This is a genomic window from Rhizobium sp. CB2179, from assembly GCF_057653455.1.
The window spans coordinates 4,242,232-4,263,651 of record NZ_CM172781.1 but is presented as its reverse complement, the minus strand read 5'-3'; the positions used below and the strand labels follow the sequence as shown (position 1 = coordinate 4,263,651).

Genomic DNA, 21,420 nt, shown 5'->3' with positions numbered 1-21,420 from the left:
CAAGCAGGTTGTAGATAGCTTAACGCGGGACGAGGGGCAATCATGAAGTCGATGAACAAGGCCGCTACACTTGAGTGATGGCGGATCAAGCGGAAAGAAGATGACGTCTCCGCGGATAGAGGAGACCCGAAGCAACGACCCCGGCGATCAAACCGAACGGAATTTCCGGTACCAGCATCAATATGGTGTGGTTTTGCTTCTGGCAGTGCGTCGCGGATCGCTTGGGTATATCTCGCTTTATTGCGAACATCATGAAGATTTCCTCGCTGAACGGTCTGACGGCCTGTTCGACGGCTATCAGGTGAAGACATCCAAGCCCGAAAACGGTGCCTGGACATTAACGTCGACGGCGTTGGTTCGGTCAATCGGGCGTTTTGTTGACCTGCTTGAATCTTATCCCCAGCAGATTGGCGACTTCTTTTTCGTATCGAATTCAGAGATCGACAGCATCACAGCGGAAAGCACCGATTTTGTCCGGCGCGGAAGATGCCCGCGTATCATGGTCGCGCATGTAAAGGGTTGCGCGTTTGTGGGTGACATCAAGGAGCCCTATCGCACGGCATTCGACAAATTGGCTGCTGGACTGGGCGCCGCGCCGCCGCGCTTGCTCGATGTGTTGAAGCGCCTGTCGTTTATCAAGGCGCCGTCCCGGGAAGAATTTGACGCGTCCCTTGCACATGAGCATCTCGGCACGCTCGCTGAATGCGCCGCGCTGACCACGTCCGAACTGACCGACCTTCGCGATGGGCTTGTCTCAATGTTTCATAAAGCGGCTTCGATCCACGTTACGGATCCTGATCGTCATGTGAGGGACTTTCTGTCCGGTGGCAGCGCCGACCCCTTCCTGCTGTCCAAGCGGATCGTGTGCGCCGATGTCGTCATCGCGGCTCCGGCAGTCACCACTCAGGCGGTCGCCTATCAGGGAAAACCGGTCATCAGCCTCGACGGGTCGCGCCCGAAAGGCGTGCTGGAACAGAAGCTCGCACAAGGGGGCATCGGCGACACTGTCGAATATATGAAGGCGCGCGAGCAAGCCGCAGAATATCATTTTCTAGAGGAGCAGGCGAAAAACCCCCGGGCTGCTGGCCACCAACTGCGGCAAGTGGAGGAGGCCGTCCACGGCGAGTGCCTTGAAGCCTATATGAGTACGAAAACGCCAGGCCAGCCGTTTGGGCAGAAGATGTTCAACGAGGTCACCCTTCGCCTTCGCAAACTCGAGGTCGACCGCAAAGAGCTGCTCGGCGGACAGCCCTATGAGGTCTTGATGGGCACCGCCGCCCTGCTGACGAGTGAGTGCCGGATCTGGTGGAGCGAGCGCTTCCCAGTGCAGGGCGGACGGACATGAGCCTATCCGTCCTCAAAGCGGCGGCCGACGCCGAAAACGCCGACAGCCTCCATCTGGCCCGTCTACTTATCTTGCTGCGAAGCGCCGACAAGCGCGGCAAGAGTCACGGGAAGCCGGTCGAAGGCATTACCAAGCTCGCGAAACTCGACTTTCTGCTGCGTTATCCGCTGTATCTGGAGCGCGCCTTGCTGAGCCTTGGAAAGCCGCCGGAGAGCGCAGCGGTCCTGCCGCGCGAACGCACTACGGTAGAGACGAAGATGATCCGCTTCCGCTATGGCCCTTGGGATGGTCGTTACCGGCGTTGGCTTAGCCTGTTGTCGGCGCGCGGCCTGATTTCGCTCTCGATGAGCGGGCGAAGGATCGAGATCGGCCTCACCGACACTGGCCGTGCGCTGGCCGACGGCCTATCCGAACGCCCTGATTTTCAGGATTTAGCTGCGCGCGGGACCGTCATCATGAAGGCGGTCGGGGCAATGCCCGCGACCAAGCTCAAGGACTTTGTCTACCAGATCGTCCCGGAGATCACCGGCATGAAATGGGGTGAGGAAATAGCTTCAGGCGCCGACACCGCGCCGAGCGACGGGGAAGCCACACAATGAAATTCAACCTCGTCTCCCTGGATCTAAACCTTCGCAAAGCCAACGAAAGGATCAGCTTTTCGGACGTTACATATTTCTGGGGCCAGATGGGTGCCGGTAAGTCGAGCATCGCGCGACTGGTCGATTATTGCCTCGGTGGCACGATCCAGCTTTCCCCAGCGCTCCAGGCGGAGTTCCTTTCCGCGAAACTGACCGTCGAGCTCGAGCAGTCGACGCTGACCGTGGAGCGCCAGCGCGATGCCAGCAATGTCTTTGTGACCTGGCAGACTCAGGATAGCCCCTATTCGGCGGTGCTTCCGGCGCGGGTCGCGGCGGGCGAGGCCGTTCCCGAAACAGGCGTCGAAACGCTTTCAGACCTCATCTTCTGGCTTTCGGGGGTCAGTCCTCCCCGCGTTCGTAAAAGCAAGATTAAGGAGGACAGCAAAGCAGTGCGGCTGACGGTCCGCGATCTCCTTTGGTATTGCTATCTTGATCAGGATCACATCGACAGCTCGTTCTTCCATCTCGAGGAGGCTGCGGAATTCTACCTCCGCCTGAAGAGTCGCGACGTGATTCGCTATGTGATCGGTTACCATGACGAGCGGGTCGCAGACCTCGAAGCGGAGCTTGACCAGCTTCGCGCCAATCGAACAGCGCGGGCCGCATCGATCGAAAGTCTGAACCGTGCCCTGGTCGAGGTAGGGATCGGATCAGAGCAGCAGATTAACGAGCGTGAAACCGTGCTGCGCGCGGCGATAGCCGCTGCCAACGCGGAGATAGCCGCGTTGAGAGTTGCGCTTCGTGATACGCAAACCACCCATGCCGTCGATCAACTGTCGGCCCAGGCGCGGCTCTTGGGTTCGCAGGTTGCGTCGCTCGAGGAGAATGCGGATGAACTGCGGGCCACGCGGGACCGTCACCTTCGACACCGCAATGAAATCGAGATGCTCGCTCTAAAATTCAGGCGATCGGCGGTGGCTAGGGAAATCCTCGGCGATGTGAAGTTCACCGAATGCCCGCGGTGCGCCCAGCAATTGCCGCACCATCCGCAAGGTTGCTGCGAGGTCTGCGGGCAGGATGACTTGGCAGAACTGGCCGATCCCGCAGAAGTCGACGCCCTTGATGTCGACATTGCAAGTCGACAGGCGGAACTTACCGACGCCATTAAAGCGATTGATGTTAATCTGAAGGCGATCGGCGTGCTGCAGAATGCGCAGCTTGAGGCAAAGCAACGGATTGAAGCCGCGCTCAACCGGGTCATGGCTGAGCGTGACACCGCCTTTCTATCGATGGCGTTACTTAAGGAGCGCGAACGCGCGGCGCTCGAGGCTGAGCTGAACAGCATTAAGTGGCTGCTCCGGCTGCCGCAGATGCTTCAGGAGCAGCGCGAGGCGCTTGCAGTGATTGTAGCGCTGGAGCAATCGACCCGTGAAGCGCTCAAGGAAGCGCGGACACAGGCGGAATCGGACAGGTCGAGCTTGGACCGGTTCGCCGGCTATTTCATCGATTGTCTTGTCCTCGCCGGCGTTCCCGGGATCCAGCGCAACGATCGGGTCATGTTGGAGCCCCCCACATTTTATCCATCGATCTACAGCAACGATCCTGCCGACTTGACGGCCTCGACTTTCACATCGCTTAGCAGTGGCGGCAAGAAGACGCTGTTCAAATGCTGTTTCGCAGTCGCGCTGCATCGTATCGCATCGCACCTCCACGCTCCACTGCCTGAACTACTGATCCTTGATTCGCCAATGAAGAATATCAGTGAACGGGAAAATCGGGCCCAGTTCGAAGGCTTCTATCGGATGCTCTACGGGTTGAAGAGTGGCGAGTTGGCTCAAACCCAGATGGTGCTGATCGATAAGGAGTTTCTCGCGCCTCCGACCAACCTTGAAATCGATATACTAAGCCGTCACATGCAGCCCGACAGCGCCGAGCACCAACCGCTGATCCGCTACTACCGGGGAAAGTAGCCACAGGTGGCCTCTCGAAGAAATGGATGACTTCAGCCGCTGCATGCTTGGCCGAGAGCAAGCCGTGTCCCTGCACTTGATTGCAATGGAGGGTTCAGGACCAGAATGTAGAGACTTCTACGACCAAAAATGAGGCGCAAAGCAGCCGCATCCTTCAACAACGAACAGTGTTCACTTCAGGCCCGAAAGCTGCCCCGGTAGCGTTTGCTACCTGATCCCACTCTTCGTGGCAGCGCACCACCCTTGACGGATGGCCGTGATCGCTTAGTCTGCTGTCATCATCCTCCGGAGCATTTCCATGACGCAGTCTTTGCTCTTCGGCGCCTTTCTGGCGGCGCTCTTTTACGTGCTCATTCCGGGACCCGCCTTTCTGCAGCTGCTCGGCATCGGCGCCGGGCAGGGGCGCAAGGCCGGCGCCTTCTTCATGATGGGGCATCTGGTCGGGGATCTCATCTGGTCGTCGCTGGCGCTGATCGCGATCGTCGGCGCAAAGACGATAGGAACCTTGGTCTTCGACCTGCTCGGCCTTGCCTGCGGCTTCTACCTCGCCTGGATCGGCTGGAGCGCCGTCAATGCCAAGCCGAAAGCGGAGGGGCAGGCGCTTGTTGTGGTCGAGCGGCCGTTTCGCCGCGGTCTTATCTTCGGCGTTACCAATCCGAAGGGTTATCCGGTGGCGCTTGCCACCTTCACCGCACTCGTTGCAGGCTCGGCCGGTGCGCTCGATTTCGAGGCGTTGCCGGTGCTGCTCGTCGTGTCGTTCGTCGGTTTCGTGACGGCCGACATCATCCTGATCGGCATCATCGGCGCCGGTACGGTGCGGCGCTTCTATCGTGCCCATGAGCGGCTGATCGTGCGCTGCTCCGGCGTGCTTTTCATGGGATTTGCCGCTCAGGCGCTCTGGCACGCAACGCCCGGCCTGCTCGGCTGGCGCAAGGCCTGACCTAGATTTTCGGCATCATGCCCCGATCAGCCATCCAGGAAATTGACGATCGATTTCAGCGTCTGGACCTCGTCGGCATCGCCGATCGACATGGCGACCTGCAGCTGGTTCTTGTAATAATCGAGGAAATTGAAGCTGGTGCCGTCGGTCACGCTGGAGAGATCGACGATGTTGCCGAGCGGATCGATAGCATGCATCGGCAGCGGTTCGGAGATCGCGGCGTAAGTGTTCTGATCGATCAGGCCGCTGTCGAAACTCTGGCGTGCGTAATTGCGTAGTTCTCCAGGGCTGACCGCGGTGAAATCCGGGCCTTCGCCAACATCGTCTTCGATCTGGAACGAGGCCGGGGCGGGAGCTCTGGTCTCGATTTGAATATCAGAGGTCTTCGAACTTTTTGCGTTATTAGGATTGTTTTTAAAAAGCAAACTCTGAGAAGACCGCACAGAAAAAATTTCCATGGCGCATGTCCCCTTACAAGAAGAACATCGGAAAACTAGCGTCTGTGCGTGATTCGCGTCAATCGTTAACGATTGGTTAATTTTCACGTATCAATTGTTGTCCACCGGATTTGGCAGGCGCCCGCCGGATTTGCGAGGCGAGGCAAAAGGTCCTTCCCGGCAACATACCAATTCTACGACGGCTCTCCTATATTGCCGATTCACTTGCATGCCAAAAAGGAATTCCCCGATGTCCTCTTTCCATGATTTCAATCCAGCGCTGGTGACCTGGGACGGTCTTCACGGTCTGCCGCGTTTCGATGCCTTGAACGACGGCGATTTCGCCGCGGCCTTCGAAGCCGCACTTGCCGCGCATGAAAGGGAGATCGACGAGATTGCCGGAAACGGCGATGCGCCGACATTCGACAATACGGTCGTGGCGCTGGAGATTGCCGGAGACGCACTGTCGCGCGTTTCGTCGCTATTCTGGAACAAGGCGGGCGCGCATACCAATGATGTGATCCAGGCGCTGGAGCGGGAGATCTCGCCGAAGATGTCGCGCCACTATTCGAAGATCGGGATGAATGCAGCGCTTTTTGCCCGCATCGACACGCTCTGGGAGAGCCGCGACAGCCTGGGCCTGACGCTCGAACAGACACGGGTGCTGGAACGCCACTGGAAAGGCTTCGTCAAATCGGGCGCCAAGCTTGAGAAGGCCGAGCAGGAAAAACTCGCCACGATCAATGAAAAGCTTGCCGGCCTCGGGACGCAATTCGGCCAGAACGTGCTGGCCGACGAAAAGGCCTGGGCACTTGTGCTTTCCGATGGCGCCGAGCTCGAGGGCCTGCCGGAATTCCTGCGCGACGCGATGGCGGGGGCAGCGCGCGAACGCGGCGAGGAGGGCAAATATGCGGTGACGCTGTCACGCTCGATCATCGAGCCGTTCCTCACCTTTTCGGAGCGCCGTGATCTACGCGAGCAGGCTTTCAAGGCGTGGGTGGCGCGCGGTGAAAATGATGGTGAGACGGACAATCGCGCCGTCATCAGGGAAACGCTGGCGCTGCGCCATCAGGTGGCGACGCTGCTGGGCTACGGCAATTTCGCCGAGCTGAAGCTCGACAATACGATGGCGAAGACGGCGGAGGCCGTAAACGGCTTGTTGCGGGCTGTCTGGGCGCGAGCGGTGAAACGCGCCGGCGAGGAGGAGATCGATATCGCGGCACTGATTGCCGAGGAAGGCCGGAACCACGAGGTGATGCCCTGGGACTGGCGCCACTATGCCGAAAAGATCCGGGCGCGGAAGTTCGATTTCTCCGAGACCGAGCTCAAGCCTTATCTGCAGCTCGAGAAGATCATCGAAGCCTGCTTCGACGTGGCCGGCCGGCTGTTCGGCGTCCGGGCCGTCGAGAAGAAGGGCGTGGCCGCCTATCACCCTGACGTCAGGGTGTTCGAAATCAGGGACCGCGAGGACAAGCTCGTCGCCCTCTTCCTCGGCGATTATTTCGCCCGCAGTTCGAAACGATCAGGCGCCTGGATGAGCTCGCTGCAATCGCAGCACAGGCTGGAACTGAAGAACGGCCGCCACGGCGAATTGCCGATCATCTATAATGTCTGCAACTTCGCCAAGCCTGCGGAAGGCAAGCCGGCGCTGCTGTCGCTCGACGATGCTCGCACGCTGTTTCACGAATTCGGCCATGCGCTGCACGGCATGCTTTCGAACGTCACCTATCCCTCGGTTGCGGGCACCGGCGTTTCGCGCGATTTCGTCGAGCTGCCGTCGCAGCTCTATGAGCATTGGCTGACGGTGCCCGCTATCCTGAAGCGTTACGCCGTGCATGTCGAAACCGGCGAGCCGATGCCGCAGGCCCTGCTCGACAAGGTGCTTGCCGCCCGGACCTTCAATGCCGGCTTCAATACCGTCGAGTTCACCTCGTCGGCGCTGGTCGACATGGCGTTTCATACGAGAACGGCCGTCGAGGACCCGATGGCGGTGCAGGCCGAGGTGCTGGCCGAAATCGGCATGCCGAAGTCGATCGTCATGCGCCATGCGACGCCGCACTTCCAGCACATCTTCTCCGGCGGCTATTCGGCCGGCTATTACTCCTACATGTGGTCGGAAGTGCTCGACGCCGACGCCTTTGCCGCCTTCGAGGAGACGGGAGACGCCTTCAACGGCGAGATGGCGCGCAAGCTCAAGGACAATATCTATTCCGTCGGCGGTTCGGTCGATCCGGAAGACGCATACAAGGCCTTCCGCGGCAAGCTGCCGAGCCCGGATGCGATGCTTGTCAAAAAGGGACTTTCGACCTTCGAGGAATTGACAGGCAGCGACGCCTAAGACAATTTGATGACACGCTATCATGCGGCGGGGCGACAGCCTTGCCGCAGCTTTTGCGCGTTCCCCCCTTTCGCAAACGCAAAAAAAACTGTATGGACGCCCCAAACTAATAGGCGCGTCCTCTAGAGCGTGCGCCCCAGCCTCAGAGATTTCACATATGTCACTTCGCAATATCGCGATCATCGCGCACGTTGACCATGGCAAAACGACCCTGGTGGATGAGCTTCTCAAGCAGTCCGGCTCGTTCCGCGAAAATCAGCGTGTCGCTGAACGCGTGATGGACTCGAACGATCTCGAAAAAGAACGCGGCATCACCATTCTCGCCAAGGCGACCTCGGTGGAATGGAAGGGTGTCCGCATCAACATCGTCGACACCCCCGGCCACGCCGACTTTGGCGGTGAGGTCGAGCGCATTCTCTCGATGGTGGATGGCGCGATCGTTCTCGTCGACTCCTCTGAAGGCCCGATGCCGCAGACGAAGTTCGTTGTCTCCAAGGCGTTGAAGGTCGGTCTTCGTCCGATCGTCGCGATCAACAAGATCGACCGTCCGGATGGCCGCCACGAAGAAGTCATCAACGAAGTCTTCGATCTTTTCGCCAATCTCGACGCGACCGACGAGCAGCTCGACTTCCCGATCCTCTACGGTTCCGGCCGCGACGGCTGGATGAACGTCAATCCGGAAGGTCCGAAGGATCAGGGTCTTACGCCGCTTCTCGACCTGGTGCTCAAGCATGTTCCGGAGCCGACCGTCCACGAAGGTCCGTTCACGATGATCGGCACGATCCTCGAAGCCAACCCCTTCCTCGGCCGCATCATCACCGGTCGTATCAATTCCGGTTCCATCAAGCCGAACCAGGCCGTGAAGGTTCTCCACGCCGACGGCAAGACGATCGAAACCGGCCGTATTTCCAAGATCCTCGCTTTCCGCGGCATCGAGCGCACGGCAATCGACGAAGCGCATCAGGGCGACATTATCGCGATCGCCGGTCTTTCCAAGGGCACGGTCGCCGACACCTTCTGCGATCCTTCGATCACAATACCTTTGCCGGCGCAGCCGATCGATCCGCCGACCGTCACCATGTCCTTCATCGTCAACGATAGCCCGCTGGCCGGCACCGAAGGCGACAAGGTGACTTCACGCGTCATCCGCGACCGTCTCTTCAAGGAAGCAGAAGGCAACGTCGCCCTGAAGATCGAAGAAGCCGAAGGCAAGGATTCGTTCTACGTGTCCGGCCGCGGCGAACTTCAGCTCGCCGTTCTCATCGAAACCATGCGTCGCGAAGGCTTCGAGCTTGCCGTGTCGCGTCCGCGCGTCGTGATGCACAAGGATGAAAACGGCCAGCTTCTTGAGCCGGTTGAAGAAGTCGTCGTCGACGTCGACGAAGAACATTCCGGTGTCGTCGTGCAGAAGATGTCCGAGCGCAAGGCTGAAATGGTCGAGCTGCGTCCGTCGGGCGGCAACCGCCTTCGCCTGCGTTTCTACGCACCGACCCGTGGCCTGATCGGCTACCAGTCGGAGCTGCTGACGGATACGCGCGGCACGGCGATCATGAACCGCCTGTTCCACGACTATCAGCCCTACAAGGGTGTGATCGGTGGCCGCGTCAACGGCGTGCTGCTCGCAAACGCTCCCGGCGAAGCCGTCGCCTATGCGATGTTCAACTTGGAGGATCGCGGCCCGATGATCATCGAGCCGGGCGAAAAGGTCTATGCCGGCATGATCATCGGCATCCATTCGCGCGACAACGACCTTGAAGTCAACGTCCTGAAGGGCAAGCAGCTCACCAACATCCGCGCCGCCGGCAAGGACGAAGCGGTGAAGCTGACGCCGCCGATCCGCATGACGCTTGATCGCGCGCTCTCCTGGATCCAGGATGACGAGCTGATGGAAGTGACACCGAAGAATATTCGTCTGCGCAAGATGTATCTCGACGCAAACGATCGCAAGCGTTTCGAAAAGACGAAGGCGGCGCTCTGAGCGCCATTCAAAGTGCTGCAGCGTCTTGGGTCTCTCGAAAAGAGGCGCGGCGCTGGAGAGAAATCCTTCAAAACCCCGGCCGTCACGCCGGGGTTTTTTATTGTGCGCCGCGTCGATTCCGTCTTGTGACAATCGTTAAAAAAGCGTTAACTTTTGATCGTCGTCCACATATCAAGTCTGTGGGCAATCGATCACAATGCCTCTGTGCATATGGTTAGTTGCCTTCGGCGGGACCAGAGTAAACGTTATGAAGACGTTGTCGATCGATGTCCGGCGGGCCGAGCCGCAAGATGCCCGAGCCATATCGGAAACACATAGGCTTGCCTGGCAACACACCTATGCAGGCATCATTCCCCATCGCGCACTGACGCAGATGATCGAGCGGCGCGGCGAAAGCTGGTGGCGCAAGGCAACGCGCGGACCGGCGACGCTGCTGGTTCTCGATGTTGCCGGGACAGTCGCGGGCTACGCGACGCTCGGCCTCAACCGGGCCCGCGCTCTGCCGCAGGAAGGCGAGATTTACGAGCTCTATCTTCGGCCAGAGTATCAGGGCATCGGTCTTGGCAGGATGCTGTTCGGCGAGGCGCGCCGTCTCTTGAAGTCGCTCGGCTGCAACGGGCTGGTCGTCTGGTGCCTCGAGGATAACGAAACCGCCAGCCACTTCTACCGCAATCACGGCGGCGTCGATTTCTGCGAAGGCATGGAAAGTTTCGACCACAGGCAATTGAAGAAGATCGGCTTCATCTGGAGCTGAACGGCGATTCAAAGTGCCACAGTGCCCTTCGGCGTCTGAAAAGACGCGCGGCGCCGGAGTCGGCGGTCGCCTATCTCCTATTAGAAACTTTTGATGTGAATGTGGCCCGGTGCAGTCAAGCATTGGTGCTGTGCGATGTTGCGTTGCCACATGAAACTGATTATCTGGCTGCCAGCACATTCAACCTCGCGGGAGCTTCTTATGCGCATCGACGCCATTGCAATCGGTAATAATCCACCTGAGGACGTCAACGTTATCGTCGAGGTTCCGGTCGGCGGTCATCCCATCAAGTATGAGATGGACAAGGAAGCCGGCACGCTGGTGGTCGATCGTTTCCTCTATACGCCGATGACCTATCCGGGCAATTATGGTTTCGTGCCGCACACGCTGTCGGAAGACGGCGACCCGATCGACGTCCTGATCGCCAGCACTCGCCCGCTGGTTCCCGGCTGCGTCATCAATGTGCGCCCGATCGGCGTCCTGAAGATGGAAGACAATTCCGGCAAGGACGAGAAGATCATCGCCGTGCCGTCGCCGAAGCTGACGCTGCGCTATGAGAAGGTGAAGGACTACACCGATCTTCCCGAGATCACGCTGAAGCAGATCGAGCACTTCTTCGAGCACTACAAGGATCTGGAACCCGGCAAGTGGGTGAAGATCTTCGGCTGGGGCGACTCCAAGGAAGCAGGCGAACTCATCCTCGAAGCCGTCGAGCGCGCCAAGAAGAAAGGCTGATCGTTCAGCCTAAAAATATCTCAAGCTTTTTTACCAAATCCTCCGGATCGCCGTCGATCCGGAGGATTTTTTTGCGGGCCGTGTCGCCGGAGATAAGGCTGACGCTGGATTTGGGGATGCGGAGCGACTGGGCGATCAGCAGGATGAGGGCCTTGTTGGCCTTGCCTTTCTCGGGCACGGCAGTGACGCGTGCCTTCAGGAAAGCTTCACCCTCGCCGTCGGCCTCAATGCCGTCGAGAGCGTCACGCCCGCCATTCGGTGTCAGCCGGACGGCGAGGCGAAGATGGTCATCGAAAAGGCTCCAGGGACGGCTCAAGCGACCAGCGGGTACAGCGTGGTCCAAAGCAGGGTGCGCAGGAAGAAGATGATCAGCAGCAGGATGATCGGCGAAATGTCGATGCCGCCAAGGTTCGGCAGCAGGCGGCGGATCGGCTTCAGCACCGGTTCGGTGACATTATAGAGGAATGTGCCGACCGAATTGACGAACTGATTGCTGGAATTGATAACATTGAAGGCATAGAGCCAGGAAAAAATGGCACTGCCAATCAGGATCCAGGTGTAAATATTCAAAGCCAAATCAATGGTTTGAAACAGCGCAAACATCATCGTCTCCAATTCGTTGTTGACAGACATGTAGACATTGGCGACTAAACGAGCAAGTGCCGTGTGGAAACGCACGGTGAATCATGTTTAACGGGCGGCTTTGCCGCTATTCCGGCGCCCGTCTCCTCGGAAAACCTCCATGTCGTTTTCGCCCACCGGAGACCGTTTTGCCGCGTTCCGGCACTCGTCCTATACGCGGTTCTTCTTCGCGCGCTTCCTGCTTTCCTTCTCGCAGCAGATCGTCAGCGTCGCCGTCGGCTGGCAGATGTACGACCAGACGGGCAGCGCGATCTATCTCGGTTTGATCGGTCTCGTGCAGTTCCTGCCGTCGCTGCTGCTCATCCTCGTCACCGGTTCGGTGGCCGACCGGTACAATCGCCGGGCGATCGCCGCACTCTGCTCGCTTGTGAGCGCGCTCTGCACGCTGGCACTGCTGGTCATGACTTTGATGGGAAGCTTTACGCCGCTGCCTGTCTTCGCGGTGCTTTTGATCTTCGGCATCGAGCGCGCCTTCATGTCGCCGGCAGTGCAGTCGCTGGCCCCCAATCTCGTGCCGGAGGAGGCGCTCTCCAATGCGATCGCCTGGAATTCGTCGTCCTGGCAGCTCGCGGCAATCACCGGGCCGGTGCTCGGCGGTCTGCTTTACGGTGTCAGCGCGCCGACCGCCTATACGGTGGCGGTGATCTTTTCCGTGCTCGGTGCGGCCCTTCTCTACATGATCCCGAAGCCGGTGCAGAAGACGACGGGCGAGACCAAGAGCTGGGCGATGATCCTCGGCGGCTTCAGTTTCATCCGCGCCGAAAAGGTGGTGCTCGGGGCGATCTCGCTCGATCTCTTTGCCGTGCTGCTCGGCGGGGCCACGGCGCTGATGCCGATTTTTGCACGTGATATCCTCACCCTCGGGCCCTGGGGGCTCGGACTGCTACGCGCCGCACCCGGACTTGGCGCCATCGTCATGGCGATCTTCCTGGCCGCCTATCCGCTCAGACATCGCGCCGGCATCTACATGTTCATCGGTGTCGCCCTGTTCGGCGTCGGAACGATCATCTTCGGCATATCGACCAATACCGAGGTCTCGATCGCGGCGCTGGCGCTGATGGGGGCGGCCGACATGGTGTCGGTCTATGTGCGCGAGAGCCTGATTGCGCTCTGGACGCCGGATCAGCTGCGCGGCCGCGTCAATGCGGTCAACATGGTCTTCGTCGGCGCTTCGAACGAGCTTGGGGAATTCAGGGCGGGCACGATGGCGGCGCTCTTCGGTGCGGTGCCGGCGGTCGTCATCGGCGGGATCGGAACGCTTGTCGTGGCGGCGATCTGGGCGTCGAGTTTCCCCAAACTGCGTGGGATCGATACGCTCGACGCGCCCAGCGCATCGTCGGAATCGATTTGAGGAAGGTTACGCGCGAAGAGCGATAGAAGACGTCGCCTTCGCCGCCTTTCCCTCGAAAACGATGTCGAGGAATTCGGTCAGCCAGGCTTTTAGCGGTGCGTCGAACAGCATGCGGCCTTCGAGATGTTCGCGGCCTTGCTGGGCGTTCGGCAGGATGAAGCGATGGGCGCCATGCACGACCCAGCGATGCATCATCACCCGAGTCAGTTCGGCATGGAACTGCAGGCCCCAGGCGTTGCCGTCGTAGCGGAAGGCCTGGTTCGGATAGGCATCGCCTTCGGCCAAGAGGTCGGCGCCACGTGGCAGCTCGAAGCCCTCGCGGTGGAAATGATAGACCATCTTCGGCCAGTGCATCAGCAGGCGACCCTTCTCGGTCGGGTGCAGCGGATACCAGCCGATTTCCGTCGAGCCGTCGGCATTCGACTGCACCTTGCCGCCGAGATGATGCACCAGCATCTGCGCGCCGAGGCAGATACCGAGATAGGGGCGCTTTTCCCGCAGCGGAACATCGATCCAGTCGATCTCCTTCTTGACGAAGTCATCGGGATCATTGGCGCTCATCGGCCCGCCGAAGACGACGGCGCCGGCATGGTCTTCAAGTGTTGTCGGAAGCGGCTGGCCGAGAACCGGGCGACGGATATCGAGGCGGTAGCCCTTTTCGACGAGCAATTGGCCGACACGGCCAGGGCTCGACCGCTCCTGATGCAGGACGATGAGGATCGGGCGCCCGTCGCGGTTCAGGTTTTGCTCAGTCGGTATCATCTTGCGCAACCTGGACATCTGTCACCCTGGCGGCGGCCTCCTGCCGCTTCTGGATGCGCTCGCGCGAGGAGACGCCGAGCAGATCGGCGATACGCCAGATCACATGGTCTTCCATCTCGCTGCGCTCGCCATCGGCATAGACGATGTCCCAGAGGACGCCGATCAGCTCGAGGCGTTGCTCGGTATTGAGATGGCGTTTCAGGTCGGCGGTGAAGCGATAATAGTCGACGGCGGAGCTTTCGGCCTCAAGGCCGGCGGCTATCAGAGCATCGAGCTGCTTGCCGTCGAGTGCATACTGCTCCTTCAGAAGCTTGCGCAGCCGCTTCTTTTCGCTGGCTTTGATCTGACCGTCGGCCTCCATGACCTGCATGCAGAGCGCTGCCACTGCGATGCGGGGATCATCAGGGGCAAAACCTTTCTTCGGGTGGTCGGCGGTGAGATTCTGGAAGAATGCCTGAAAGCGTTCGAACATGCGGTTTTCGTTCCATTTCAAAAAAGGCGGAGCCGTGTCTTGGGTTCCGGTTCCACCCTGGGATCGCGAACGCCGGGATCATCCGGCAGTCCGCCAAAGAAAGGTTTTGCCTCGCTCGGTGCGGGCGCCTTATCGCTTACGGCCGGTTCGACGGGTTTCGGTTTTGCCGATGTCGGTGCTGGTGCTGGTGCCGGTGCTGGTGTGGGGCGCACAGCCTCGGCAATCGTCGCGGCGCGTTCCAGCTCAATGATGCGATGGTCGTTAACCGGGCTTTCCGGCCTGACGTCACGCAGCGGCGGCAACGTCTTCAAAGCCGTTTCGATCGCGGCCGGCGCCGAACCGTCTTCGAGCGCACCCTCGATCTGGCCGAAGGGCGCCTTCCACTCGAAGGCATCGAGACGGCCGGTCACCGGCGATACCGGCAGCCACTTGTCGGACACGAAGCCGTCTGCAACCCAGGCCGGATCGCGCGGCGCCTTGAGCGCCTGGGCCAGCCAATGGCGCACGCGACCCTGGTCTCCGGTTTCGGCTTCTTCGATGTCGGCCAGCAGCAGGTAGGCGGCTTCACGCGGCTGCATGCGGGCTGCCGCTTCCGCCTTGGCGCGCGCCTTGGCGAATTCCTGCGCGTCGAGGGCTGCCTGGGCGACGACGAGAAGGGATTCGACGTTGTTCGGGCGCTGCCCTTCCAGCCGCTCGGCGCGCTTCAGCCGGTCGAGCGTGGAATCGCCGCTGCGGGCCCTGACATAGGCTTGGCCGATCTCAGGATGAGGTGCGGATTTCCATGCCTGTTCGAGGATCGAGGCGGCCTTGCGCACGCCGCCTTCGCGAAACAGCGCTTTTGCGGCAATGAGGGCTGCCGGAATGAAATCGGCGGCAAGCTTCAGCGCCTGCAGCGCATCGTCGCGGGCACCCGTCGGGTTGCTTTCCAGCTTCTCGCCGGCGCGCGCCGTCAGAAGGACGGCGTGCAGACGGTTGGCTTCGGACTTCTCGACGACGCGGGCAGCCTTTTGCTGTTCGAGCAGGCGGATCGCATCGTCCCAGCGGCCGGCTTGGCTGCGATATTCGAGCGTCGCCTGTGCGGCCCAGGGAAGATATGGCGCGTTGTCGGCAGCCTTTTCGGCATATTGGCGGGCGGCCTCGTTGGCCCCGAGACGGCGGGCTTCCAGATAGAGGCCGCGCAGACCGAGTTCGCGTGTCTCGGGATCGTTGGCCATGGCCTCGAACTTGGCGCGTGCCTCATCATGGCGGCCTTCGATCAAGGCGGCCTGAGCCTCGAGCAGGTTGATCAGCGGTTCCTGATCGGCGCGGATCAGGCCGCGCGAGCGGGCAGCCATCTTGCGGGCGAGCAGCGCATTGCCGGCGCCGGCAGCGATCAGGCCGGTCGACAGCGCCTGATAACCGCGGTCCCGCTTGCGGGCGCGGAAATAACGCGTCACCGAATGCGGCGAGGTCCAGACGAGACGGACGAACCACCAGGCGATCATGACGGCGGCGACGAGGGCGATGATCGCGCTGGCGGCGACGATCAGCTTCGTCTGGTAGATCTGGCCTTCCCAGATCAGCGAGAGGTCGCCGGGACGATCGGCGAGCCAGGAGAAGCCATAGGCAAGAAGCAGCACGAAGAGGGCGAAGACGACAAGGCGGATCAGCATGGCCTCATCCCTCCTTGCCGGTGCCGGAGACCGCTTTCGACAGCGCCCCGCCGACCAGTTCCTCGACGCGGATGCGCGCTTCGAGCGATTGCTTGAAGGCGGCGGAGGCCTGCTTGCCGAGAGCCGGCAGGTTGTTCCATTCGGCGGAAGCACCGGGCAGGTCGCCGTTCTTCACCTTCTCCTCCATGCGGGCGGCAATGGCTTCGACGCTTTCGCCCTCGATATTGCCGACGGGACGGACGCTCACCAGCGACTTGGCACTCGACATCAGCCGGTCCGACCAGGTTTGATTGGGGTCCGGCTGGTTGACGGCTTCGACGATCGCGGTGGCGACATCGGGAACCTCGCCCACCAGCTCGGTGCGTGAGGGAATGCCGGTTTCGGCAAAGGCTCTAAGGTCGGCGACGGCTGGATCGTCGGGTGCGACACCGGCGAAAGTGTCGAGTTCGGCCAGGAACGGGCCACCGCGATCGATCGCCGCCTTCAGGGCGGCAGCCGCGATCGCCCGGGCAACGGCGACGTCCTCGCGCGGCTCGTTCAGCTTCTTTTCGGCCTCTTCGAGGCGCTTGGCGATATCGGCGCCGTTCGTCGTCTGCTGCTCGGATGACTGGGTAAGCGTAGAGCGCAGCTGGTCGACCTGACCGGTCAGCTCCGCAATCTTCTGGTTGAGTGCCTCGACATTTGCGGAATCGGCCGGTGCGCCGGCTGCGGGAGCTTTTGCAGCCGTTTCCAGCGCAGCGACGCGTTTCGCAAGCTCGCCGTCATCTGTGCTCGCCGGATTGGCGGCAAGGTTGGCGACGGACTGCTTCAGGCCGTCGATCTCACCGGCAAGATTGGCCGTCTCCGGCGAGGTCGTCTGCGGTGCGGAGGAGCCTGGGAGGTAACCGGCATACTGGATGGCGCCGGCGCCAAGCAGCGCCACGAGGCCGCCGAAGATGCCCGCGGCAATGAGACCGGAGGTGCCGGCGCTCTTTGGCGCAGGCTGTTCGGGAGGAGGGGTAAAGGACGGTTCTGGGGCTGCCGGTTCCTCCTCCGGGGCCTCCATCACAGGCTTCTCTTCATCTTCGGCATGCGACGCAGTCTCGGTTTCGGGCGGCAGGCCGACATCGGCGGCAGCGGTGCTGTCGGCGTCGGCAGTTTCATTGTTCACCGGTTTTTCGGTATCGGCCGCAGCGGCGAATTCCTGTGCATCGAGGTCGATCGTGACCGGTTCGTCGGCGCTCTTCGAATGGCGTGGCGGGTTTCCCGATACCATGAGGTCCTCTTTATCCTGCATTGCAACGAAACTAGACAGTGATGCCAGTTAAGGGAAGAGGTTAGATCAAATTTGGGCGGTTAGAGCATTCAAAGCAGCGACAGAAGACTTTTCTCATCCGCCATCGGTGAAATCTCGACGCTTTTTTTCAAAGCCGCTGGAATGGCCTCCGCAACGGCCTCGCTAAGGCAGAGAATGCGGATTCCGCTGTGTTCCGGCACGGCTGATCGCAGTTCCGGCACGCGAAAGAAATCCTCGGCCGTCTGCCGGGAATAGAAGAGAATGGCCTCAGGACGAGACCTTGAGAAAATCGCTTCGATCTCGGGCTGGCCGGGAACGATCGGCTGCATGCGATAGCATTCGGCGATAGAAAAGCGGATGCCGAGTTCGCGCAATCCTGCTTCGAAAGTTTCGGCGCGCGGCATGCCGGCAAGATAAAGCAACCCGTCCGCTCCCTGCGTCGCGACGAGATCGGCGAGATCGCGGCCATTGCCTTGGGATGAGGCGACCGATCGGAAGCCGAGGCTGCGCGCTTCTTCCGCCGTCGTTTCGCCGACCGCAAAAAGCGGACGGGCGAGATGCGGGTGAAGTTGCTCGCCGAGCGCGGAGAGGACCCTGATGGCTTCGGCACTGGTCACCGCGATTGCGCTGCCGGTGGCTGCAAGCGCGCCTGCGGCTGCGGCGCTGTCGTGCAGCGGCTGACGCAGCGGCAGCAGCAAGGGCTCATGGCCCAAATCGCGCAAACGTTGTGCTGTTCGCTCGGCCGAATGCGCGGGGCGGGTGACGAGCACACGCATGGCCGCTTCAGTGCCAGTCGTCGAAAAAGGCGCTGCCGGCCCTGGCGCGCACGTCCTGGCCGGCGCGGGTGCCGAGTGCCGCCGCATCGCGGCGGTGGCCGTCAGTCGTCACCGCATGCTGGTCACGGCCGTCGGGGGTGATGATGAGGCCGGAGAACCGGATCAGGTCGCCTTCGCAGACGGCATAACCGCCGATCGGCGTGCGGCAGGAGCCGTCGAGCGCGGCGAGGAAGGCACGTTCGCAGGAGACGGTGTCGAAAGTCGGGCCATCGTTAACTGGCGCCAGCAGATCGTCGACCCTCGCATCGCCGATGCGGCTTTCGATGCAGATCGCTCCCTGCGCCGGCGCCGGCGGGAAGGTATCGGGATCGAGGATATCGGTCAGCACGTCGACCTTGCCGAGACGCTTCAGGCCGGCAAGCGCCAGCAGGGTGGCATCAACCTCGCCCTCTTCGAGCTTGCGCAGGCGGGTTTCGACCAGGCCGCGGAAGGTGATGACGTTGATGTCAGGCCGCATGCGGCGGATCAGCGCCTGGCGGCGGAGCGAGGATGAACCGACGGTGGCGCCATGCGGCAGGTCGATCAGTTTGCGCGCGGTGCGGCCGATGACGGCGTCGCGGATATCCTCGCGCGGCAGATAGGCGGACAGATAAAGCCCCTCAGGCAACTTCGTCGCCATATCCTTGGCGGAATGCACGGCGAAATCGAGCTCGCCGGCGGCAAGCTTCTGTTCGAGCTCTTCGGTGAACAGCCCCTTGCCGCCGATCTCGGCCAGCGACCGGTCGGTGATGCGGTCGCCCTTGGTCGTCAGCACGACGATCTCGAACATGTCCTCGGGCAGATGATGCGCCGCCATCAGCCTGTCGCGGGCCTCATGCGCCTGGGCAAGCGCCAGCGGGCTGCCCCGCGTGCCGATCCGGAAAGGTTTTGTTTGCATCCGTTCTATTCCGTTGTTACCGGAGTTCTCGTAAACGGGTTTCCATCCCATCGCAATCAACGAACAGGCTTCATGGTTCCCTTTCTGCGCATCCTTGGCATCGAAACGAGCTGCGACGAGACCGCCGCGGCGGTCGTCGAGCGCGATGCTGAGGGGCATTCCAACGTGCTGTCGGACGTGGTGCTTTCCCAACTCGACGAACATAGCGCCTATGGCGGCGTGGTGCCCGAGATCGCCGCACGCGCCCATGTCGAAGCGCTGGACGAGCTGATCGAGGAGGCGCTGAACCGCGCCAATGTGTCGCTCGATGATGTCGACGCCATAGCCGCCACGTCGGGGCCGGGGCTGATCGGCGGGCTGCTGGTGGGGTTGATGACCGGCAAGGCGATCGCCAGAGCTGCCGGCAAGCCGCTCTATGCGATCAACCATCTCGAAGGTCATGCGCTGACGGCGCGGCTGACGGACGGGCTTTCCTTTCCCTATCTGATGCTGCTCGTCTCCGGCGGCCATACCCAGCTCATCCTGGTGCGCGGTGTCGGGCAATACGAACGCTGGGGCACGACGATCGACGATGCGCTGGGCGAAGCCTTCGACAAGACGGCAAAGCTGCTCGGCCTGCCCTATCCCGGCGGCCCGGCGGTGGAGCGGATGGCGCGGGACGGCAATCCCGATCGCTTCGATTTTCCGCGGCCGCTGGTCGGCGAGGCAAGGCTCGACTTCTCCTTCTCCGGCCTGAAGACGGCAGTGCGGCAGGCGGCGCAGGATATCGCGCCGCTCAGCGATCAGGACGTGGCGGATATCTGCGCCTCGTTCCAGAAGGCGGTTTCGCGGACGCTGAAGGACCGTATCGGCCGTGGCCTGCAGCGGTTCAAGACGGAAATTCCCGCGACATTCCCTGCCACTGGCCCAGCGACTGGCGAAAAGCCGGCGCTCGTCGTTGCCGGCGGCGTCGCCGCCAATCTCGAACTGCGCGGCACACTGCAGGCACTGTGCGACAAGAACGGCTTCCGCTTCGTCGCGCCACCGCTGCACCTCTGCACCGACAACGCCGTGATGATCGCCTGGGCAGGACTGGAACGGATGGCGACCGGTGCCGCACCGGATACGCTCGACGTGCAGCCGCGTTCGCGATGGCCGCTCGATTCCAATGCGGAAACGCTGATCGGCTTTGGAAAACGAGGGGCCAAGGCATGAGGGAAAACATCGCCGTCGTCGGATCGGGGGCTTTCGGCACGGCGCTTGCCGCCGTCATCGCGCTTGCCGGCCGCAGCGCCGTGACACTCGTCGGGCGTAATCCGGCGCTGATTGCCGATCTGAAGAGCGAACGGCTGCATGATGCGGTGCTGCCCGGCATTCTCCTGCCCGATACGCTGGAATTTTCCGCCGAGGCGGATGCGATCGCTGGTGCCTCCATCGTGCTTTTTGCGATGCCGTCGCAGGCGCAGGCCGATGCGGCACGGCAATACGGCCCTTATCTAACCAAGGATGCTGTCGTCGTTACCTGTGCCAAGGGTATTGAACGGGCGACCGGCAATCTTTTGACCGACATGCTGCAACGGGAACTGCCGGACCATTCGGTCGCCGTGCTCTCCGGCCCGGGTTTTGCCGCCGATATCGCCAAGGGCTTGCCGACGGCGATGGCGATTGCGGCAGCCGACATGGAGATCGCGGAGCGGCTGGCTCAGGCCATATCAGGCCGGACCTTCCGGCTCTATGCCTCCAACGACCGGATCGGCGTGCAGCTTGGCGGCGCGCTGAAGAATGTGCTGGCGATCGCCTGCGGCATCGTTGAAGGCCGTGGCATCGGTGATTCGGCGCGTGCGGCGCTGATTGCGCGCGGGCTTGCCGAGATGTCGCGTTTCGTCGTCGCCAAGGGTGGCCAGGCGGATACGGTGCGCGGGCTTTCCGGCCTCGGCGATCTGGTGCTGACGGCAACAAGCCATCAATCGCGAAACTTGCGCTTCGGCATCGCGCTCGGGCGCGGCGAAAAGACCGATCCCCTGCAGGGTGCGCTGGTGGAAGGCGCGTTTGCCGCCTCCGTCGCCTCGCGGCTTGCGGCGGAATTGAAGGTCAGCATGCCGATCACCGATGCCATTTCCGCCATCATTGACGGCAAGCTCGATATATCAGAGGCGATAGAGCAGCTGATGACGCGTCCGATCACCACCGAATAGGAGACAGACATGCTTTTCGCCCTTCTCTGCAAGGACAAACCGGGACACCTGAACGTGCGCATGGATACGCGTCCGACGCATATCGAGCATCTGAACAAGCTGAATGCCGAGGGTAAGCTGAAGATCGCCGGCCCGTTTCTCGATGACGACGGCAAGCCCTGCGGCAGCCTGATCATCGTCGAAGCGGAATCGAAAGAGGCGGCGCGTGCGCTTGCCGATGCCGATCCCTATGCCAAGGCCGGACTATTCGAAAGCGTCGACGTCAAGGCCTATAACTGGGTCTTCAACAAACCGGAGGCGTGA

Annotated in this window: 21 protein-coding genes; 12 read left to right on the top strand and 9 right to left on the bottom strand. The window is 61.3% G+C overall.

Annotated elements, in window-relative coordinates; translation table 11 throughout:
- The first annotated feature begins 100 nt into the window (after positions 1-100).
- The 4 genes from AC244Q_RS21000 (at position 101) to AC244Q_RS20985 (ending at position 4,833) form a co-directional block, all read left to right on the top strand.
- Positions 101-1,345 carry a dsDNA nuclease domain-containing protein gene (locus AC244Q_RS21000; protein ID WP_128406561.1) on the top strand — a complete coding sequence of 415 codons (1,245 nt, stop codon included), beginning with the start codon at positions 101-103 and terminating at the stop codon, positions 1,343-1,345.
- On the top strand, positions 1,342-1,944 hold the full coding sequence (locus AC244Q_RS20995; protein WP_128406562.1) for a hypothetical protein: 603 nt from the start codon (positions 1,342-1,344) through the stop codon (positions 1,942-1,944). The genes AC244Q_RS21000 and AC244Q_RS20995 overlap by 4 nt, the downstream gene beginning before the upstream one ends.
- Positions 1,941-3,893 carry an ATP-binding protein gene (locus AC244Q_RS20990; protein ID WP_128406563.1) on the top strand — a complete coding sequence of 651 codons (1,953 nt, stop codon included), beginning with the start codon at positions 1,941-1,943 and terminating at the stop codon, positions 3,891-3,893. The genes AC244Q_RS20995 and AC244Q_RS20990 overlap by 4 nt, the downstream gene beginning before the upstream one ends.
- Positions 3,894-4,191: 298 nt before the next feature.
- Positions 4,192-4,833: a LysE family translocator gene (locus tag AC244Q_RS20985; protein ID WP_003543626.1), complete on the top strand. Its 642-nt coding sequence runs from the start codon at positions 4,192-4,194 to the stop codon at positions 4,831-4,833.
- A 26-nt stretch (positions 4,834-4,859) separates the two neighbouring features.
- On the opposite strand, the gene AC244Q_RS20980 is transcribed toward AC244Q_RS20985, so the two are convergent.
- Positions 4,860-5,291 carry a hypothetical protein gene (locus AC244Q_RS20980; protein ID WP_012759333.1) on the bottom strand — a complete coding sequence of 144 codons (432 nt, stop codon included), beginning with the start codon at positions 5,289-5,291 and terminating at the stop codon, positions 4,860-4,862.
- A gap of 229 nt (positions 5,292-5,520) precedes the next feature.
- On the opposite strand from AC244Q_RS20980, the gene AC244Q_RS20975 reads away from it, so the two are divergent.
- The 4 genes from AC244Q_RS20975 (at position 5,521) to ppa (ending at position 11,075) form a co-directional block, all read left to right on the top strand.
- Positions 5,521-7,608: a M3 family metallopeptidase gene (locus AC244Q_RS20975; protein ID WP_113546754.1), complete on the top strand. Its 2,088-nt coding sequence runs from the start codon at positions 5,521-5,523 to the stop codon at positions 7,606-7,608.
- 157 nt (positions 7,609-7,765) lie between these two features.
- Positions 7,766-9,586 carry a translational GTPase TypA gene (gene typA, locus AC244Q_RS20970; protein ID WP_012759331.1) on the top strand — a complete coding sequence of 607 codons (1,821 nt, stop codon included), beginning with the start codon at positions 7,766-7,768 and terminating at the stop codon, positions 9,584-9,586.
- A 247-nt stretch (positions 9,587-9,833) separates the two neighbouring features.
- Positions 9,834-10,340 (top strand): GNAT family N-acetyltransferase, encoded by a 507-nt coding sequence (locus AC244Q_RS20965; protein WP_003543622.1) that lies wholly within the window; start codon positions 9,834-9,836, stop codon positions 10,338-10,340.
- 201 nt (positions 10,341-10,541) lie between these two features.
- Positions 10,542-11,075, top strand: coding sequence for an inorganic diphosphatase (gene ppa, locus AC244Q_RS20960; RefSeq protein WP_012759330.1), 534 nt, complete (start codon positions 10,542-10,544; stop codon positions 11,073-11,075).
- Between the two features lie 4 nt (positions 11,076-11,079).
- Here the strand turns inward: ppa and AC244Q_RS20955 are convergent, their stop codons facing one another.
- Together AC244Q_RS20955 and AC244Q_RS20950 are read right to left on the bottom strand one after the other, a co-directional pair.
- The gene (locus AC244Q_RS20955; RefSeq protein ID WP_012759329.1) at positions 11,080-11,391 is read right to left on the bottom strand and encodes a DUF167 domain-containing protein; all 312 of its coding nucleotides are present in this window, start codon (positions 11,389-11,391) and stop codon (positions 11,080-11,082) included.
- On the bottom strand, positions 11,388-11,678 hold the full coding sequence (locus tag AC244Q_RS20950; RefSeq protein WP_012759328.1) for a YggT family protein: 291 nt from the start codon (positions 11,676-11,678) through the stop codon (positions 11,388-11,390). The genes AC244Q_RS20955 and AC244Q_RS20950 overlap by 4 nt, the downstream gene beginning before the upstream one ends.
- A 139-nt stretch (positions 11,679-11,817) precedes the next feature.
- Here AC244Q_RS20950 and AC244Q_RS20945 point away from each other — a divergent pair, with 139 nt between their 5' ends.
- Positions 11,818-13,068, top strand: a complete 1,251-nt coding sequence (locus tag AC244Q_RS20945; RefSeq protein ID WP_017995418.1) for an MFS transporter — start codon at positions 11,818-11,820, stop codon at positions 13,066-13,068.
- Between the two features lie 6 nt (positions 13,069-13,074).
- Here the strand turns inward: AC244Q_RS20945 and AC244Q_RS20940 are convergent, their stop codons facing one another.
- The 6 genes from AC244Q_RS20940 to hemC form a co-directional block, all read right to left on the bottom strand.
- A complete protein-coding gene (locus AC244Q_RS20940) occupies positions 13,075-13,848 on the bottom strand; it encodes a glutamine amidotransferase (RefSeq protein ID WP_032996475.1) in 774 nt (257 codons plus the stop codon).
- The gene (locus AC244Q_RS20935; RefSeq protein WP_012759325.1) at positions 13,817-14,302 is read right to left on the bottom strand and encodes a tellurite resistance TerB family protein; all 486 of its coding nucleotides are present in this window, start codon (positions 14,300-14,302) and stop codon (positions 13,817-13,819) included. The genes AC244Q_RS20940 and AC244Q_RS20935 overlap by 32 nt, the downstream gene beginning before the upstream one ends.
- Before the next feature lie 17 nt (positions 14,303-14,319).
- On the bottom strand, positions 14,320-15,954 hold the full coding sequence (locus AC244Q_RS20930) for a heme biosynthesis protein HemY (RefSeq protein ID WP_128406564.1): 1,635 nt from the start codon (positions 15,952-15,954) through the stop codon (positions 14,320-14,322).
- A 4-nt stretch (positions 15,955-15,958) separates the two neighbouring features.
- A complete protein-coding gene (locus AC244Q_RS20925; RefSeq protein ID WP_206641078.1) occupies positions 15,959-17,230 on the bottom strand; it encodes a COG4223 family protein in 1,272 nt (423 codons plus the stop codon).
- Positions 17,231-17,298: 68 nt separating this feature from the next.
- Positions 17,299-18,006, bottom strand: coding sequence for a uroporphyrinogen-III synthase (locus AC244Q_RS20920; protein WP_017995414.1), 708 nt, complete (start codon positions 18,004-18,006; stop codon positions 17,299-17,301).
- A 7-nt stretch (positions 18,007-18,013) separates the two neighbouring features.
- Positions 18,014-18,943, bottom strand: coding sequence for a hydroxymethylbilane synthase (gene hemC / locus AC244Q_RS20915; RefSeq protein ID WP_113546760.1), 930 nt, complete (start codon positions 18,941-18,943; stop codon positions 18,014-18,016).
- A 72-nt stretch (positions 18,944-19,015) separates the two neighbouring features.
- Between hemC and tsaD the strand changes: the two genes are divergently transcribed.
- The 3 genes from tsaD to AC244Q_RS20900 are packed head-to-tail and all read left to right on the top strand — an operon-like array spanning position 19,016 to position 21,420.
- Positions 19,016-20,137 carry a tRNA (adenosine(37)-N6)-threonylcarbamoyltransferase complex transferase subunit TsaD gene (tsaD, locus tag AC244Q_RS20910; protein WP_012759320.1) on the top strand — a complete coding sequence of 374 codons (1,122 nt, stop codon included), beginning with the start codon at positions 19,016-19,018 and terminating at the stop codon, positions 20,135-20,137.
- Positions 20,134-21,117 (top strand): NAD(P)H-dependent glycerol-3-phosphate dehydrogenase, encoded by a 984-nt coding sequence (locus tag AC244Q_RS20905; RefSeq protein WP_012759319.1) that lies wholly within the window; start codon positions 20,134-20,136, stop codon positions 21,115-21,117. The genes tsaD and AC244Q_RS20905 overlap by 4 nt, the downstream gene beginning before the upstream one ends.
- 9 nt (positions 21,118-21,126) lie before the next feature.
- A complete protein-coding gene (locus tag AC244Q_RS20900; protein ID WP_012759318.1) occupies positions 21,127-21,420 on the top strand; it encodes a YciI-like protein in 294 nt (97 codons plus the stop codon).